The sequence below is a fragment of the Terrabacter terrigena genome, assembly GCF_042676085.1.
Taxonomy (GTDB): domain Bacteria; phylum Actinomycetota; class Actinomycetes; order Actinomycetales; family Dermatophilaceae; genus Terrabacter; species Terrabacter terrigena.
On record NZ_JBHTKH010000001.1, the window covers coordinates 43685 to 59012 of the forward strand.

Below are 15328 nucleotides of genomic sequence, written 5' to 3' on the forward strand. Positions count from 1 at the left end.
CCCCATCCTCTCCGACGCGACCGACGCCCGGCGGGTGACCCGCCGGGCGTCGTCAGGTGGAGGGTCGTGCCGTCGGCGACCCCTCAGCGCGTGACGACGACGTATGCCGTGAGGTCGGCCTCGACGGCCGGCGTGACCTTGGCGCGCACGCGCGTGCCCTCGGCGACGTGCTCGCTCTCGAGGATCTCGGCCTCGTCGTGCAGGCGCGAGATGAGGTCGCCGCGGTCGTACGGCACGAGCACCTCGACCTCGATGTCAGGCTTCGGCAGCTCGTGGGCGATGAGTGCGCGCAGCTCGGCGAGGCCCTCGCCGGTGCGCGCCGAGACGGTCACGCAGTGCTTCTCGTGCCGGCGCAGGCGGTCGAGCACCTCCGGGTCGGCGATGTCGGCCTTGTTGACGACGATGATCTCCTTGATCTGGTCGCCACCGACCTCGGCGAGCACGCCGCGGACGGCCGAGATCTGGCCCTCGGGGTCGGGGTGCGAGCCGTCGACGACGTGCAGGAGCAGGTCGGAGTCGCCGACCTCCTCCAGCGTCGACCGGAACGCCTCGACCAGCTGGTGCGGGAGGCTGCGCACGAACCCGACGGTGTCGGCGAGCGTGTAGACGCGGCCGTCGTCGGTCTCGGTGCGTCGGACGGTGGGGTCGAGCGTTGCGAAGAGCTGGTTCTCGACGAGCACCCCCGCACCGGTCAGCCGGTTGAGCAGCGAGCTCTTGCCGGCGTTCGTGTAGCCCGCGATGGCGACGGACGGCACACCACCGACACGGCGTGACTGGCGACGGGTGTCGCGGCTCGTCTTCATGCCCTTGATGTCACGGCGGAGCTTGGCGATCTTGGTGTTGATGCGCCGCCGGTCGAGCTCGATCTTCGTCTCACCGGGGCCACGGGAGCCGATGCCCTCACCGCCGGCCACCCGGCCACCCGCCTGCCGGGACATCGACTCGCCCCAGCCACGCAGGCGTGGGAGGAGGTACTGGAGCTGGGCCAGCTCGACCTGTGCCCGGCCCTCCCGGCTCTTGGCGTGCTGGGCGAAGATGTCGAGGATCAGGGCCGTACGGTCGATGACCTTGACCTTGACGACGTCCTCGAGCGCGCGGCGCTGGCTCGGGGCGAGCTCGCCGTCGCAGATCACCGTGTCGGCGCCCTCGGCAACGACGATGTCGCGCAGCTCGACCGCCTTGCCCTTGCCGAGCCAGGTGGCCGGGTCGGGGCGCTGGCGCCGCTGGATGACGCCCTCGAGCACGGTCGAGCCGGCGGTCTCGGCGAGGGCTGCGAGCTCACGGATGGAGTTCTCGGCGTCGGCGGCGCTGCCCTCGGTCCAGACCCCGGCCAGCACGACGCGCTCGAGGCGCAGCTGGCGGTACTCGACCTCGGTGATGTCCTCGAGCTCGGTCGACAGTCCCTGGACGCGGCGCAGGGCTGCGCGCTCCTCGCGTTCGAGCTGGTCGCCGTCGTAGAGGGGGAACTCGGCCCCGTCGGTCTCGTGGCCTTCGGCAGCCAGCGCGGTGGCGCGGGTGCCGAAAAGGTCGCGCTCGCGGTCTGCGCCGCGAGCGGTTTCGCCGGTGTGATGGTGGTGGTTGCTCGTCATGTTCTCCCTATGGTCCCAAGGTGCAACGCCGGTGGCCACTCGTTTGTGCCCGTCGCGTCGACCGCCGTCCCGATACGGTGGCCCGGATGAGCGAGCCGAGCGACCACTACTTCAGCGCAGAGCCGGCCACACCGGAGGAGCGCCGCACCATCGAGGTGACCCTCGAGGGGCGCAGTCTCGCCCTCACGACCGCCCGCGGCGTCTACTCTCCCGACCGCCTCGACCCCGGCACCGCCGTCCTCCTCGCCGGTGCGCCCGACCCGAGCCCCACCGGTGAGCTGCTCGACGTCGGCTGCGGGTGGGGCCCGATCTCCATCACGATGGCGCTGCGCTCCCCTGGTGCCAGGGTCTGGGGCATCGACGTCAACCGCCGCTCCCTCGACCTCGCGCGCACCAACGCGTCGGCCGCGGGCGTCGGCTCGATCCGGTTCTGCGAGCCCGACGACGTGCCCGGCGACCTCCGGTTCTCCACGATCTGGTCGAACCCGCCGATCCACGTGGGCAAGGCGGCGCTGCACGACCTGCTCGAGCGGTGGCTCCCCCGCCTCGCCGACGACGGCGTCGCGCACCTCGTGGTGCAGAAGCACCTTGGTTCGGACTCCCTCCAGAAGTGGCTGAACGCCCAGCCGTGGGGCCTGACCTGCACCCGGTTGTCGTCGGCGAAGGCGTTCCGCATCCTCGAGGTGCGTCGAGCCTGATGCCGCCCACGGGGCCGGCTCGGTCGTGCTCCGTGGCAGGTACCCGCGGCGGGCCGCCGCCCCCGCCAACCCTGCAGAGGGTCGGCCCGCCACCGTGCTGCTGCACGGGTCGGGACACTGGTGGGGTCGGGACACTGGTGGGGTCGGGCACGTGGGTCGCCCGCGAGCTCGCCGACCTCGACCGCGGCGAGGGCCGGACGGGTCAGAGCGGGAAGTCGCCGTCGGCGACGAGCGCGGCCGGGCCGGCGAGCTCGACGCGCTGACCGGGCAGCGGGGTCACGGTCAGGCGACCGCCGGGCACGTCGACGATCCACGGGCCGAGGTCCTCGACGCCCGACCAGAAGCGGGTCGCGAGGGCGGCAGCCGCAGCACCCGTGCCGCACGACCGGGTCTCGCCGACGCCCCGCTCGTGGACCCGCATCTCGATGTGACCCGGGCCGACTGCCCGGACGAACTCGACGTTGGCGCCGTCGGCACGCTCGGGATGCAGCTGTGGCGCCTCGGACAGGTCGAGGTTCTCGAGCGTGATGCCCTCGGGCAGCATGACGACCGCGTGGGGGTTGCCGAGGTCGAGCGAGAGCGCCGGCACGGGCTTGCCGTGGCGTGGCCGGACCATGATGTCGAAGCCGTCACGGCGCGCCCCCTCCTCGTCGGCGAGGCGCCACGGGCCGAGGTCGACCGCATACCCCTGCTCGACGACGCGGACCGTCTTGACGCCGGCCCGGGTGGCGATCGAGAAGCTGGACCCGAAGGCGAGTCCCTCGCGGCGCAGGTAGGCGGCGAAGACGCGGGTGCCGTTGCCGCACATCTCGGCGAGGGAGCCGTCCGCGTTGCGGTAGTCCATGAACCACTCGGCCTCGGGGGCCTGGGCCCGCACGGCGTCGTCGGTGGCGTGCGCCGTGCGGACGACGCGGATGACGCCGTCGGCCCCGAGGCCGGCATGGCGGTCGGCGATGCGCTGCACCTGGGCAGGCGTGAGCTCGAGCGAGCCCTCGAGGTCAGGGACCAGGACGAAGTCGTTCTCGGTGCCGTGGCCCTTGGTGAAGCGCGTCATGTCAGCCATTCTCCGGTATGCCGTGTGGCGTGGCCGCACCCGCCGCGCTGATCGCGGCCAGGGCCTGGTCGAGCAGGTCGTCCGCGAGGGCGTCGAGCCACACGATGCGCGGGTCGGGGCGGAACCACGACTCCTGTCGGCGTGCGTAGCGTCGGGTCGCCTGCGCGGTGTCCAGGCGGGCCTCGGCCTCGTCGAGCCGCCCGTCGACCACGGCGATCGCCTGGCTGTAGCCAATGGCCCGGCTCGCCGTGACCCCGTCCCTGAGCCCCTGCCCGAGCAGAGTCTCGGTCTCGTGGCGCAGGCCCTGCTCCCACATCCGGTCGACGCGTCGGGCGATGCGGGTGTCGAGCACCTCGCGATCGACGCGCAGGCCGAGCAGCACCGCGGGCGACAGCAGCTCACGCTTCGGCATGGAGGCGCTGAACGGCCGACCGGTCAGCTCGACGACCTCCAGCGCACGGACGACGCGACGCACGTTGCCGGGCAGGATCGCGGCGGCAGCCTGCGGGTCAGCGGCGCGGAGCCGGGCGTGCAGGGCGTCGCCGCCGACCTCCTCCGCCTCCGACTCCAGCCGGGCGCGCACGAGCGGGTCGGTGGGCGGTATCTCGAGCCGGTCGAGGGCGGCTCGCACGTACAGGCCGGAACCGCCGACGAGCACTGCGCGGTGACCACGGCCGGCGATTCCCGCGAAGTCGCTCCGCGCGGCCTGCTGGTACGCGGCGACGCTGGCTTCCTCGCTGACGTCGAGGACGTCGAGCTCGTGGTGCGCGACGCCCCGCCGCTCGGCGGGCGCCAGCTTGGCGGTGCCGATGTCCATGCCGCGGTAGAACTGCATGGCGTCGGCGTTGACCACCTCGCCGTCCAGGCGCTCGGCGAGGTCGAGCGCGAGGTCGGACTTGCCGGTGGCCGTGGCACCCACGACAGCGACGATCGGGAGGGTCGCCCCCTCGCCGGACTCAGTGCTCAACGGGTCTCTCCCGGCGTCCTGCCCTCGGAAGATCGGCCACCGACGGCGCTCAACCGATGAGCTCGTCGGCGTGCTCGTCGCTGGGGTCCTCGTCGTGGCCGAAGGGGTCGCGGTCGACGCCGGGGTGCCACGAGCTGCCCGGCTTGCCCCAGCCGTTGCGCTTGACCGCCTTTCGGGCCTTCTTCGACTGCCGCTCGTCGAGCCGGTCGACGTAGAGCGTGCCGTTGAGGTGGTCGTACTCGTGCTGCATGCACCGCGCGAACCACCCCGTGGCGTCGAACTCCACACGGTTGCCGTCGAGGTCGAACCCGACGACGTGGGCCCGGTCCGCCCGCTTGAGCGGGAACGCCTCGCCGGGCACCGAGAGGCAGCCCTCGGTCTCCTCGTCGGGGTCGGGCCGCTCCTGCGGGATCTTCGAGGTCGTGACCGTGGGGTTGATGACGTGACCCTGCTCGGGCACGCCGTCGTCGTTGGCCATCTTCCAGATGAAGACCCGAAGCCCGACACCCACCTGGGGCGCGGCGAGGCCGACGCCGTTCGCGGCGACATTCGTCTCGTACATGTCCTCGACGAGCGTCCGCAGGTCGTCGTCGAACTCGGTCACGAGGGCAGCCGAGCGGTGCAGGACGGGCTCACCCGTGATGACGATGGGGCGCACAGACATGCGCCAAGTCAAGCATGACGGCTCGAGGGGCCCCGAATCGGCTCAGGTCGTCGCGCAGCCGGGCGCGACCTGCGCGAGCGCCGGACGTCCGACCGACGGCATACCGAGGCTGACGGCCGGCTTGCCCGTGCCCTGCGGAGCGTCCTGCAGCGCCGCCCAGGCGTCTCCGCCGGGCGTGCGCCGGACGGCATACGTGCCCCCCTCGACGCCGGAGTCGGCGACGAGGTGGTGCGGGGCGCCGTAGGTCACGGCAACGGTGACCACGTCGCCGGGGCGGGGCACCTCGGCGCCCTCGGGCACCGCGAAGTGCACGAGCCGGTTGTCGCGTGCCCGACCGGACAGGCGCTTGGTCTCGGCGTCCTTGCGGCCCTCGGAGGGCGCCACGAGCACCTCGACCTCACGCCCCTCGAGCGTGCGGTTCTCCGCCCAGCTGACCTCCTCCTGGAGCGCGATGAGCCGGTCGAAGCGCTCCTGGACGACGGCCTTGGGCACCTGGTCGTCCATCGTGGCGGCCGGGGTGCCCGGCCGGATGGAGTACTGGAAGGTGAAGGCGCTCGAGAAGCGGGACTCACGCACGACGTCGAGCGTGTGCTGGAAGTCCTCCTCGGTCTCGCCGGGGAAGCCGACGATGAGGTCGGTCGTGATCGCGGCCTCGGGGATGTGGCGCCGGACGTTCTCGATGATGCCCAGGAACTTCGTGCTGCGGTAGGACCGCCGCATGTCCTTGAGGACCTTGTCGGAGCCGGACTGCAGCGGCATGTGCAGGCTCGGCATGACGCTGGGGGTCTCGGCCATGGCGAGGATGACGTCCTCGGTGAAGGCGGCCGGGTGTGGGCTGGTGAAGCGGACCCGCTCGAGCCCCTCGATCTCGCCGCAGGCCCGCAGGAGCTTGCCGAAGGCGAGGCGGTCGCCGAACTCGACGCCGTAGGTGTTGACGTTCTGCCCGAGCAGGGTCACCTCGACGACGCCCTGGGCCACGAGCGCCTCGATCTCGGCGAGGATCTCGCCGGGCCGGCGGTCCTGCTCCTTGCCCCGCAGGCTCGGGACGATGCAGAAGGTGCAGGTGTTGTTGCAGCCGACGGAGATCGACACCCAGGCGCTGTAGGCCGAGTCGCGACGCGTGGGCAGGGTCGACGGGAAGACCTCGAGGCTCTCGAGGATCTCGACCTCCGCGCGACGGTTGTGGGCCGCCCGGTCGAGCAGGGCGGGCAGCGACCCGATGTTGTGGGTGCCGAAGACGACGTCGACCCAGGGCGCACGCTGGACGATGGCGCCGCGGTCCTTCTGGGCCATGCAGCCCCCGACGGCGATCTGCATGTCGGGGTTCCTGAGCTTCGCCGGGCGCAGCTGGCCGAGGTTGCCGTAGAGCTTGTTGTCGGCGTTCTCGCGCACCGCGCAGGTGTTGAACACGACGACGTCGGCGACCTCGGGCCGCTCCCCCACCGGCAGGCTGGCGAGGTCGACGTAACCGGCCGTCTCGAGGAGGCCGGCCAGGCGCTCGCTGTCGTGGACGTTCATCTGGCACCCGTGGGTGCGCACGTCGTAGGTCCTGCTCCCGGTGGCGGCGGGCTTCTGCGCGGAGGTCTGCATAGTCATGGCATCGACAAGGGTACGGCGTGCGCCCGCCGGGGACGGCACGCGCGGAACGAGCGTCGTCGCGTGCGCACGGGGCGGAGGCCGTGCGGGCCCGCTGACGGGACACCGGCACGCCCGGGAATAGGCCGCCGACCCGATCCGTTGACCTCACTGCTTGACAGTTCAACCATTTTCCGGCACCATAGTTGTTGAACATTTAACCACCTACTTCAAAGGACGCATCCCATGGGTTTCTTCAACCGCAGCAAGTCCGAGGCCGAGACCATCGAGGCTCCCTCCGTCGCCGTCTCCGACATCTCCGGTGACTACACCCTCGACCCGAGCCACACGCGCATCGGCTTCTCGGCCCGTCACGCGATGGTCACCAAGGTCCGCGGCAACTTCGAGCAGTTCGAGGGCTCGGCCACGGTCGACACCGCGAACCCGGCCAACTCCTCGGTCAAGGTCGTCATCGAGGCCGCTTCGGTCACGACGCACAACGAGCAGCGCGACGGCCACCTCAAGACCCCCGACTTCTTCGACGTCGCCAACTACCCGCAGATCACGTTCGTCTCGACGAACGTCGAGCGCGACGGCTCCGAGTGGGCCATCACCGGCGACCTGACGATCAACGGCGTGACCAAGTCGATCACCGTCCCCTTCGAGGAGACGGGCTCGGCCAAGGACCCGTTCGGCAACACCCGCGTCGGCTTCGAGGGTGAGACCACCATCGACCGCACCGAGTGGAACCTCTCCTTCAACGCGGCTCTCGAGACCGGCGGCGTCCTCGTGAGCGAGAAGGTCAAGCTCGAGTTCGACGTCTCGGCGATCGCCGTCGTGCCCGCGCAGGCCTGAGCCTCCCGCACCACACCCGAAGGGGGTGGGGACCGAAAGGTCCTCACCCCCTCGTGCTGTCTCGGGCACACCGCACCCCACCGCCCTGCCGCGAGCGCGACGGGTCTGGCCCGGCCGGCCGGGTCAGTCGCGCTGGTGCTCGGGCAGGCCGTCGATGGCGTCGCGGATGACCGGCCACGCCAGCTCGCCGGAGTAGCCCTTGCGTGCCAGCATCCCGGCCAGCCGCCGGGCCTGGACCCCGGAAGGCAGGCCACCCATGCTCCGGAGCTTCTTGGCGACGAGCTGCTCGGCGCGGACGCGCTCGTCGCCGGCGCCGACCTGGCCGAGCGCCTCGTCGGCGACCTCCTGGTCGATGCCCTGCTTGCGCAGCTCGTGGGCGAGCGCACGCCTGGCCAGCCCCTTGCCCGCCTGGCGCGACCGCACGAGCATCTGGGCGAAGGCCTCGTCGTCGACGAGCCCTACCTCTGTCATGCGGTCGAGGACCTTGGCGGCGATCGCGTCGTCGCACCCGCGCTGCCGCAGCTTCTTCTCGAGCTGGACCCTGCTGCGCGGTGCCATGCTCAGCTGGCGCAGCACGATGGCCCGGGCGACCGACTCGGCGTCGGCCTCGGGGACCTCAGTCTCGGGGTCGTCGGGCGGCGGCGCCCACCCCGCCCGCTTCCCGTCGTCGGCGGAGCCGGACTCGGCATGCCCCGGGGGCATCGCCCAGTCGGGCCGGTCGGCAGGGTCTGCGGCGGCCCACCCGGTGCGCGACTGACCACGACCCCCGCGCCGTGAGCCGCCGTTGTCGCGACGGCCGGGACGGCCGGGACCTCCGCGGCGGCCGCCGCCTGCAGGCGTGCCTTCGCCGGGCCCCCGGCTCGCGCGAGCCTCGCCGTCAGGTGCGGCCGCCCGCGCCTTGACGACACCCTGCGCCTCGGCGAGGGCGGCAGCAGCGCGGGCGAGCCGTTCCTGGGTGGACTCGTGTGCCGGATCAGCCACGATCAGAAGTCGACGGGCACGTCCGCGACCTCGGCGGGCTTGTCGACGCGCGGCCCGACACCGAGCTTCTCCTTGACCTTCTTCTCGATCTCGTCGGCGAGGTCGGGGTTGTCCTTGAGGAAGTTCCGGGCGTTCTCCTTGCCCTGGCCGAGCTGGTCGCCCTCGTAGGTGTACCAGGCACCGGCCTTGCGGACGAAGCCGTGCTCGACGCCCATGTCGATGAGCCCTCCCTCGCGGGAGATGCCCTGGCCGTAGAGGATGTCGAACTCGGCCTGCTTGAAGGGCGGCGACACCTTGTTCTTGACGACCTTGACGCGGGTGCGGTTGCCGACCGGGTCGGTGCCGTCCTTGAGCGTCTCGATGCGGCGGACGTCGAGTCGCACCGACGCATAGAACTTCAGCGCCTTGCCGCCGGTGGTCGTCTCGGGCGAGCCGAACATGACCCCGATCTTCTCGCGGAGCTGGTTGATGAAGATCGCCGTCGTGCCCGTGTTGTTGAGCGCACCGGTCAGCTTGCGCAGCGCCTGGCTCATGAGGCGGGCCTGCAGACCCACGTGGCTGTCGCCCATCTCGCCCTCGATCTCGGCGCGCGGCACCAGCGCGGCGACGGAGTCGATGACGATGATGTCGATGGCCCCGGAACGGATCAGCATGTCGGCGATCTCGAGCGCCTGCTCACCGGTGTCGGGCTGCGACACGAGCAGGGCGTCGGTGTCGACGCCGAGCTTCTTCGCGTAGTCGGGGTCGAGCGCGTGCTCGGCGTCGATGAACGCCGCGATGCCGCCGGCCCGCTGGGCGTTGGCGACCGCGTGGAGCGCGACCGTCGTCTTGCCCGAGGACTCGGGGCCGTAGACCTCGATGATGCGACCGCGGGGCAGTCCGCCGATACCGAGGGCCACGTCGAGGGCGATCGAGCCGGTCGGGATGACCTCGATCGGCGGCCGGACGTCGTCACCGAGACGCATCACCGCACCCTTGCCGTAGCTCTTCTCGATCTGGCCCATCACCGAGGAGAGCGCCTTGTCCTTGTCCTTCTCCTGCACCGATGCCATGTCGGGCTCCTGTTCTGCCGTCTGCGCTGCGGTCGTCTACCTGCGACCCGGGGAACGGATCGCACTGCGAGATCCGCTGTCGGGTCAGACGCTAGGTGCCGGCGCCGACATCGGGTGGACCACGAGACGGCCTGTGGACGATGCGGGTGGTGGCGCAGGACCTGTGGAGAACAGTACCGAACACGTGTTCGAAGTCGCGACGACACGCCGCGTCGGGCGAGAACCCGTCTCAGCCGTCGGCCCGGAGGTCTGCCAGCGCCGCCTCGAACGCGGCGAGCACCCCGTCCGAGAAGAGCCAGAACCGCGCTTCGCGCACGCCTTCGTGACGGTCGAGCGCGGCGGCGAGGGCGGCCAGGGACACCGTGGCCGCGGCGTCGACGGGGTAGCCGTAGACACCGCACGACACTGCCGGGAACCCCACGACCGCGCACCCCGCTGCGTCGGCGAGCTCGACGCACCGCCGGTAGCAGGAGGCGAGCAGCTCGGGACCGGCCGCCCGGTGGATCGCCCCGTCGACACCCCCGCCACCCAGCAGGGAGGGGTTGGCCGCGTTGACGATCGCGTCGGCCGAGGCGTCGGCCGTGAGGTCGCCCCGCAGCAGCGTGATCCGGTCGCGCCCGGCCGGGAGCTCCGTCACCCGCCGACCTGACCGCCCTGGGCACCGCGGGCCACCCGCACGTCGCGGCCCAACCGGCGCTCCGGTGGCACGTCCATGTCGATGCAGAGCGCCTCCCAGACCGCCCGCGGCGCCTCGCCGTCGGCCAGCGCCTGGACCACCGTTCGGTTGCCGAGCGCGCCGAGCACGTGGTCGCGCGCGAGCGAGCCGGCGTACGCCGGGCCGAACTCGTCGTCCATCAAGGTCCAGAAATGACTGATCCGCACCCCAGCAGTCTGCCACCCGCGCCGCGGGAACCGGTCGCGCCGAAGCCGTCGTCGGAGGGTTGCCCGAACCGCCAGCGCCGCCGTCGCGTGACCGGTATCGTCCTCTCGTCCCGCGCGCCGAAGCAGGGACATCGACACTTTCAGGGGAGCCACCATGTCCGAGCCCAACGGGCCGTCCGCCCAGTCCGGCGATGCCACGCGACCGATCCCGGCCGACGTGACCGCGCCCGTCGCGCACTACACCTACCCCGTGCCTTCGGGCAGCCACCCGGTCCCGGCCGCGACCGGCGAGTCCGCGGGTGTCGCCCTCGACGACGAGCCGCCCGCCCCGGTCCAGCCCGGCCGAAAGCGCACCGGCCTCATGGTCGGCGCCCTCGCCACCGTCCTCGTCCTCGGTGGCGCCGGCGTCTTCGCCGCGCAGACCCTGAGCGGCAGCGGGCCGCAGCCTTCCGACGTCCTGCCCGGCGACGCGTACGCCTACCTCCGCGTCGACATCGACCCGTCCGCCGGCCAGAAGATCGCCGCCGTCCGCTTCCTCGGCAAGCTCGACGCCGTCAAGGACACCCTCGGCAGCGACGACCCGCGCAAGAAGCTGTGGGAGATGGCCTCCAAGAACGCCGGTGACGACTGCCTCAGGAAGATCACCTACGACAAGGACATCGAGCCCTGGCTCGGTGACCGCCTCGGTGCGGCGATCCGTCCCGGCGGCACCTCCGACACGCCCAACGTCGCCGTCGCGATCCAGGTCAAGGACGAGGCCGTCGCCAAGGACACCCTGACGAAGCTCTTCGCGTGCGACTCGTCCTCCAAGACCGACGTCCGCACCAAGGACGGCTACGCCATCGTCACGCCCGCGGGCACCGGTGACGCCACCCTGGCCGCAGTCGACAAGGGCTCGCTGTCCGCGAACGCGAACTTCACCGGCGACATGGGCGCCCTCGGCGAGCAGGGCATCGTGTCGGCCTGGTTCGACATGACCACCGGTATCAAGGAGCTGCCGAAGCTGGGTGGCGGCGACGCGGGTCTCGACGCCGCTGCGATGGCGAGCGCCAAGGGCCGCTTCGCCGCCGCGCTTCGCTTCGACGCCGACTACGTCGAGCTGGCCGGCGTCGTGCGCGGCGCCGACGCGACGAAGGCCGTCAAGGGCGACGGCAGCGAGCTGGCCGACCTGCCCGCGAACACCCTGGCGGCCGTGCACGTCTCCGGCGCCGACCAGATGCTCGACTCGGCGTGGCCGCAGCTGAAGAAGCAGATCAACGACTTCGCGGCCGCCGACGGCCAGGACGACGTCATCGCCACCATCGAGGACGAGCTCGACGTCAGGCTCCCCGACGACCTCAAGGCCCTGCTCGGCCGGTCGTTCACGGTCGCGATGCCCGACCAGGACCTCAAGGGCGACACGCTGACCGTCGGCGCCAAGGTCGTGTCGAGCGACGCCAAGCGTGCCGACGAGATCATCGACCGGCTGGTCCAGATGTCCGGTGGCAGCAGCGGCGCGCTCACGCACAAGGTCGAGGGCGACAAGCTCTTCGTGGCCACGACGCCCGACTACGCCGACGACCTCAAGTCCGGCGGCAAGCTCGGTGACACCGACGCGTTCAAGCTGGCAGTGGGCGACGTCACGTCGTCGAACAGCGCCGTGTTCGTCGACCTCGACAAGCTCGAGAAGCTCTACCTCGGCGAGGTCAAGGGCAACGACAAGACGTTCCTCGAGTCGCTGCGTGCCGTCGGCCTCAACGCCACGACCACCGGCAACGGCGAGGGCACGTTCACCCTCCGCGTCCTCGGCAACTGACCGACGCACGCGTCGACGCACGACGAAGGGCCCCGCTCCCGGCGGGGCCCTTCCCATGTCGGCCGGAAGCCGCGCTCAGCCCGGCTGCGCGAACCCCGAGATGCCGAAACCGTCGGTCGAAGGGACGTGGACCTGGTTGCCGGAGTAGGAGATCCCGCCCACGACCGGGGAGGCGACCGACCACCAGGCGGCGTCGAGGTCGCTCACGGCGGTCGTGGGTTCGGCCGCGACGACCGCCGCAGCCGCTCCCACCCCGACGTGGCTCTCCATCATCGAGCCGACGATGGTGCCCAGCCCGGCCTCGTGCGCACGCCGAAGCATGTCGCGCCCGACGGTCAGCGAACCGCACTTCGCGAGCTTGACGTTGACGAGGTCGGCCGCTCCGAGCCGGATGATGCGCTCGAGGTCCCACGGCGAGTAGCACGACTCGTCGGCCATGATCGGCAGGCCGACCCGCTCGCGCACCCAGGCGAGCCCCTCGACGTCGTCGGCGACGACCGGCTGCTCGACGAGCTCGACGCCGAGGTCGGCCACCTCGAGGGCGCGGATGACCCGGACGGCCTCCTCGCGGGTCCAGCCCTGGTTGGCGTCGAGGCGGATCGCGACGTCGGGCCCGACGGCGTCGCGCACCGACGCCACGCGCTGGACGTCGGTGCCCGCGTCGGTGCCGACCTTCATCTTGAGCGTGCGGAACCCGTCGGAGACCCGCTCGCGGGCGGTGTCGGCGAGGGCGCCGGCCGTGCCGGCCGAGAGCGTCACGTCGGTCGTCAGAACGTCGCGTACGCCGTCAGCGCGCGAGCCGAGCAGAGCAGCCACGGAGGTGCCCTCCGCCTCGGCGACGAGGTCGTGGAGCGCCGCGTCGACGGCCGCCTTGGCGCCGAAGTTGCGGGCGACCGTACGCTGGACCACGGCAGCCGCGGCTTCCAGGTCGTCACGGTCGTCGAGACGCCGACCGGTCACCGCGGGCGCGAGCATCTGCTCGATGCAGGCGGTCGCGCTCGCCAGCGACTCCCCCGTGACCTGCCACACCTGGGGGGCCTCGCCCCAGCCGGTGCGACCGTCGCTGTCGGTGATCGTCACGATGACGGTGTCGGTGGTCTCGGTGCGTCGCAGGGCCGTGACGAACGGTGTGTGGAGCGGCACCGACGATGCAGTGGTGACCACCCGCTCGACCGTGGTCACCGTCCACGCATCCCGTCGTGGGCGGGGGCAGCGGGGGCGGTGGGGTCAGCGGCGCCCGACCCGGCGGCATACGCCCGCGGTGTGGCTGTGGTCGAGGGTCCGTCGTGCTCGACCTGCCAGACGTCGCGCGCGATGCCGGCCACGAACGCGGCCGCACGGGACTCGTCGAGCGCGATGGTGGTGCACACGGCGAGCACGAACGGCGGCTCGCCGGGTGGACGCACGAGCGCGACGTCGTGCGAGACGCCGGGGACCCAGCCCGACTTGCTGGCCGTGGGTGTGCCCTCGGGCAGGCCCGCGGGCACCTGGTCGACGTGCACCTGTCGCGAGAGCATCTCCTCGACCGGGCCGAGCACGGCCTCGCCACCCAGCGCCGGCTCGCGTCGCGCCACGGCGGCCATGAGCAGGCCGAGATCCGCAGCGGTGACGGTGTTGGTGATGCCGGCCGCTCGGGCCCGGGCGTCCTCGATGCCGCGGGCTACGACCGTGGCTGGCGAGCAGCCGGTCAGGCGCAGCACCTCGGCGACCTCGCCGAGCCCGACCACGTCGACGAGCAGGTTGGTCGCGATGTTGCTGGAGCGGGTGATGGCCCGGTCGGCCAGCTCACCCAGCGTGCACGTGCCACCGATGACGGCCCAGGTCTCGGGGTCCTGGTCGTCCGAGGCATCGAGCTCGAAGCGCGACCCGTCGAGCACCGACGCGAACGTGGAGGTCACGGCCACCGGCTGGTCGAGGTCCAGCTCTCCCCGAACCACCCGCCGGAAGGCTGCGACGACGAGCGGGAGCTTCATGGTCGACGCGGCGTAGTGCGGCGCGTGCGCGTCGTGCGACCACCGGTTGTGACCGTCGATGTCACCGAACCACACCGAGACCGTGGCATCGCGCGACGAGCTGACCTGGTCGAGGCGGGCGTCGATCTGCGAGAAGGGCGTCGGCACCCTCGAACGGTAGACGATCAGGCAGCAGAGGCCGACACCACGTCGCCCGAGGGGACGGGCAGCGCCACGGTGGGCGCCAGGCCCTCGCTCTCGGCCATCCGGTTGGAGACGTCGATCAGCACCCGCGACAACGGCAGGTCGAGGGCGCCGCAGATCGAGGCGAGCAGCTCGGAGCTGGCCTCCTTCTCGCCCCTCTCGACCTCGCTGAGGTAGCCGAGCGACACCGACGCGGTGGCCGAGACCTCACGAAGGGTGCGGCCCTGGGCCCGTCGGCGCTCGCGGAGGACGTCGCCGAGCTCGCGTCGCAACAGTGTCGTCATGCCGTCCTCCTTCAGGTCGCTGGTGCGGGGTCGTGCGGTGCCTGTGGGCCCTGCGGGTCACCCGACACGCCTACCGTACCCCGAGGGTCCCTCGCCGGTGCCAGAGTTCGGCGCGTGGCGCCCGTCTCCTCGGCTGCGAGGCGGAGCACCGCGGCGACGCTGGCGGCCCGGATCTGGGCCCTGGTCCCGTTCAACTCCAGCGCGCGCGTGACTGTTCCCGAGGGCCCTGCGACGGCGACGTGCACGGTGCCGGCCGGCTTGCCCTCCGATGGCCCCGGGCCCGCGACGCCGGTCGTGGACAGGCCCCACGTGGCGCCCAGCCGGCGGCGTACGCCCTCCGCCATGGCGACGGCCACGGCGGGGTCGACGGTGCCGACCCGCGCGACGAGCTCGGTGGGGACGTCGAGCAGGGCGGTCTTCACCTCAGGGGCGTACGCGACGATCCCGCCGAGCAGCACGGCTGACGCGCCGGGGGTGTCGGCGACGGTGGCCGCCACGAGTCCTGCGGTGAGCGACTCGGCGCACGCGAGGGTCTCGTGACGCGCGGTGAGCTGCGCCACGAGCAGGGGGCCAGAGCTCGTCCCGGAGGTCTCCGCGGGGCGCTCCGCGTCACGCTCTGCGGGTGCCACGTCAGTCGCGGTTCGAGGTCTTCTCGGGCGGCACCGGGCCCGCGCCGGTGCTCGTCGTCGACGTGTCGGCGGGCCCGGAGCCAGGGTGGGCGCCGGTGGGCACGTCGGTGCCGGTTGCCGCCGTCCAGTGGGAGCGCTGGACGGCGC

The 15328-nt window shown here is 72.0% G+C and carries 16 protein-coding genes; 3 read left to right on the forward strand and 13 right to left on the reverse strand.

All coding sequences use genetic code 11. From position 1 onward, the window contains the following. Positions 1-83: 83 nt before the first annotated feature. Positions 84-1589, reverse strand: coding sequence for a GTPase HflX (gene hflX / locus ACFQ2V_RS00195; protein ID WP_386049898.1), 1506 nt, complete (start codon positions 1587-1589; stop codon positions 84-86). An 86-nt stretch (positions 1590-1675) separates the two neighbouring features. On the opposite strand from hflX, the gene ACFQ2V_RS00200 reads away from it, so the two are divergent. Next, positions 1676-2287, forward strand: a complete 612-nt coding sequence (locus ACFQ2V_RS00200) for a class I SAM-dependent methyltransferase (protein WP_386049899.1) — start codon at positions 1676-1678, stop codon at positions 2285-2287. A 202-nt stretch (positions 2288-2489) separates the two neighbouring features. Here ACFQ2V_RS00200 and dapF read toward each other — a convergent pair whose 3' ends face one another. The 4 genes from dapF to miaB are packed head-to-tail and all read right to left on the reverse strand — an operon-like array spanning position 2490 to position 6568. Next, positions 2490-3341 carry a diaminopimelate epimerase gene (dapF, locus tag ACFQ2V_RS00205; protein WP_386049900.1) on the reverse strand — a complete coding sequence of 284 codons (852 nt, stop codon included), beginning with the start codon at positions 3339-3341 and terminating at the stop codon, positions 2490-2492. Between the two features lies 1 nt (position 3342). After that, positions 3343-4308, reverse strand: a complete 966-nt coding sequence (gene miaA, locus ACFQ2V_RS00210) for a tRNA (adenosine(37)-N6)-dimethylallyltransferase MiaA (RefSeq protein ID WP_386049901.1) — start codon at positions 4306-4308, stop codon at positions 3343-3345. A 49-nt stretch (positions 4309-4357) separates the two neighbouring features. After that, a complete protein-coding gene (def, locus tag ACFQ2V_RS00215) occupies positions 4358-4972 on the reverse strand; it encodes a peptide deformylase (RefSeq protein WP_386049902.1) in 615 nt (204 codons plus the stop codon). A 42-nt stretch (positions 4973-5014) separates the two neighbouring features. After that, positions 5015-6568: a tRNA (N6-isopentenyl adenosine(37)-C2)-methylthiotransferase MiaB gene (gene miaB / locus ACFQ2V_RS00220; RefSeq protein WP_386049903.1), complete on the reverse strand. Its 1554-nt coding sequence runs from the start codon at positions 6566-6568 to the stop codon at positions 5015-5017. Positions 6569-6793: 225 nt separating this feature from the next. Here miaB and ACFQ2V_RS00225 point away from each other — a divergent pair, with 225 nt between their 5' ends. Next, the gene (locus tag ACFQ2V_RS00225; protein WP_386049904.1) at positions 6794-7402 is read left to right on the forward strand and encodes a YceI family protein; all 609 of its coding nucleotides are present in this window, start codon (positions 6794-6796) and stop codon (positions 7400-7402) included. Between the two features lie 123 nt (positions 7403-7525). Here the strand turns inward: ACFQ2V_RS00225 and ACFQ2V_RS00230 are convergent, their stop codons facing one another. The 4 genes from ACFQ2V_RS00230 to ACFQ2V_RS00245 form a co-directional block, all read right to left on the reverse strand. Next, a complete protein-coding gene (locus ACFQ2V_RS00230; RefSeq protein ID WP_386049905.1) occupies positions 7526-8383 on the reverse strand; it encodes a regulatory protein RecX in 858 nt (285 codons plus the stop codon). 2 nt (positions 8384-8385) lie between these two features. Then, positions 8386-9435 carry a recombinase RecA gene (gene recA / locus ACFQ2V_RS00235; RefSeq protein ID WP_386049906.1) on the reverse strand — a complete coding sequence of 350 codons (1050 nt, stop codon included), beginning with the start codon at positions 9433-9435 and terminating at the stop codon, positions 8386-8388. A 229-nt stretch (positions 9436-9664) separates the two neighbouring features. Continuing rightward, the gene (locus ACFQ2V_RS00240) at positions 9665-10072 is read right to left on the reverse strand and encodes a macro domain-containing protein (protein WP_386049907.1); all 408 of its coding nucleotides are present in this window, start codon (positions 10070-10072) and stop codon (positions 9665-9667) included. Next, a complete protein-coding gene (locus tag ACFQ2V_RS00245) occupies positions 10069-10317 on the reverse strand; it encodes a DUF3046 domain-containing protein (protein ID WP_386049908.1) in 249 nt (82 codons plus the stop codon). The genes ACFQ2V_RS00240 and ACFQ2V_RS00245 overlap by 4 nt, the downstream gene beginning before the upstream one ends. A 154-nt stretch (positions 10318-10471) precedes the next feature. Here ACFQ2V_RS00245 and ACFQ2V_RS00250 point away from each other — a divergent pair, with 154 nt between their 5' ends. Further along, on the forward strand, positions 10472-12112 hold the full coding sequence (locus ACFQ2V_RS00250; RefSeq protein WP_386049909.1) for a DUF3352 domain-containing protein: 1641 nt from the start codon (positions 10472-10474) through the stop codon (positions 12110-12112). Between the two features lie 75 nt (positions 12113-12187). Here the strand turns inward: ACFQ2V_RS00250 and ACFQ2V_RS00255 are convergent, their stop codons facing one another. From ACFQ2V_RS00255 to ACFQ2V_RS00270, 4 genes are read right to left on the reverse strand one after another with little or no spacing between them, the layout of a single operon-like run. Then, positions 12188-13294 carry a dipeptide epimerase gene (locus ACFQ2V_RS00255; protein ID WP_386049910.1) on the reverse strand — a complete coding sequence of 369 codons (1107 nt, stop codon included), beginning with the start codon at positions 13292-13294 and terminating at the stop codon, positions 12188-12190. Next, complete coding sequence (locus ACFQ2V_RS00260; RefSeq protein WP_386049911.1) at positions 13291-14232, reverse strand: serine hydrolase; 942 nt, start codon at positions 14230-14232, stop codon at positions 13291-13293. Before ACFQ2V_RS00260 ends, ACFQ2V_RS00255 begins: the two co-directional genes overlap by 4 nt. 17 nt (positions 14233-14249) lie before the next feature. Continuing rightward, a complete protein-coding gene (locus ACFQ2V_RS00265) occupies positions 14250-14552 on the reverse strand; it encodes a helix-turn-helix domain-containing protein (RefSeq protein ID WP_386049912.1) in 303 nt (100 codons plus the stop codon). Between the two features lie 11 nt (positions 14553-14563). Further along, positions 14564-15181, reverse strand: a complete 618-nt coding sequence (locus tag ACFQ2V_RS00270) for a CinA family protein (protein ID WP_386049913.1) — start codon at positions 15179-15181, stop codon at positions 14564-14566. Positions 15182-15328: the final 147 nt, after the last annotated feature.

What these genes read in the sequence shown, in the direction of transcription:
- hflX (WP_386049898.1), bottom strand. Translation starts at nt 1,589, where the DNA reads ATGACGAGCAACCACCACCATCACACCGGCGAAACCGCTCGCGGCGCA.
- ACFQ2V_RS00200 (WP_386049899.1), top strand. Translation starts at nt 1,676, where the DNA reads ATGAGCGAGCCGAGCGACCACTACTTCAGCGCAGAGCCGGCCACACCG.
- dapF (WP_386049900.1), bottom strand. Translation starts at nt 3,341, where the DNA reads ATGACGCGCTTCACCAAGGGCCACGGCACCGAGAACGACTTCGTCCTG.
- def (WP_386049902.1), bottom strand. Translation starts at nt 4,972, where the DNA reads ATGTCTGTGCGCCCCATCGTCATCACGGGTGAGCCCGTCCTGCACCGC.
- miaB (WP_386049903.1), bottom strand. Translation starts at nt 6,568, where the DNA reads ATGACTATGCAGACCTCCGCGCAGAAGCCCGCCGCCACCGGGAGCAGG.
- ACFQ2V_RS00225 (WP_386049904.1), top strand. Translation starts at nt 6,794, where the DNA reads ATGGGTTTCTTCAACCGCAGCAAGTCCGAGGCCGAGACCATCGAGGCT.
- recA (WP_386049906.1), bottom strand. Translation starts at nt 9,435, where the DNA reads ATGGCATCGGTGCAGGAGAAGGACAAGGACAAGGCGCTCTCCTCGGTG.
- ACFQ2V_RS00250 (WP_386049909.1), top strand. Translation starts at nt 10,472, where the DNA reads ATGTCCGAGCCCAACGGGCCGTCCGCCCAGTCCGGCGATGCCACGCGA.
- ACFQ2V_RS00265 (WP_386049912.1), bottom strand. Translation starts at nt 14,552, where the DNA reads ATGACGACACTGTTGCGACGCGAGCTCGGCGACGTCCTCCGCGAGCGC.